This is a genomic window from Komagataeibacter kakiaceti JCM 25156 (genome assembly GCF_000613305.1).
Window position 1 is genome coordinate 1 of the sequence record NZ_BAIO01000832.1, and the last position, 697, is coordinate 697.

Genomic DNA, 697 nt, shown 5'->3' on the forward strand with positions numbered 1-697 from the left:
GTCTGGCGCATGCGCCCGCCGTTCTGGCGCTGGGCGCGGATCTGAAATCCGCCTTCTGCCTGCTGGGAAACGGGCGGGCGCTGCTTTCCGCCCATATGGGCAATCTTGATGATCCGGGCGTGCAGGAGGAATTCCTTGCGGCGCTGGCTGATTATCGTGCCCTGTTCGCTCACCATGCGGCCGTGATCGCGGTGGATGCCCACCCGGACTATCATAGCCACGCATTGGGCCGGACACTGGCGCGCGAGGGTGAATTGCCCCTGCTGCCCGTATGGCATCACCATGCCCATATCGCGGCCTGCATGGTCGAACATGGGGTGGAAGTCACTTCCGGCCCGGTTGTCGGGATCGCGCTGGATGGCGTGGGGCTGGGGCAGGACGGAACGGCATGGGGCGGTGAAATCCTGCTGTGCGATTATCGTGACTGCCAGCGCGTGGGTGGCCTCGCGCCGGTTGCGATGCCGGGCGGGGATGCCGCCAGCCGGGAGCCATGGCGCATGCTGCTGGCGCATCTGGATGCCGCGCTGGGACCGGAAGGAACCGATGAAGCCCGTCGGCATCACCCCCTTCCCGCGCTGGAGGGGCGTCCCGTCGCCGTCATCCGCGCCATGATCCGCGCCGGTATGAACGCACCGTGCGGCAGTTCCGCCGGGCGGCTGTTCGATGCCATGGCGGCCCTGCTGGAAGTCGCGCCCGC

Annotated in this window: 1 protein-coding gene; it reads left to right on the forward strand. The window is 67.9% G+C overall.

What is annotated here, in order from left to right; genetic code table 11:
- The coding region (locus tag JCM25156_RS29650; RefSeq protein WP_025814454.1) for a Kae1-like domain-containing protein at positions 1 to 697 on the forward strand (697 nt) is incomplete at both ends.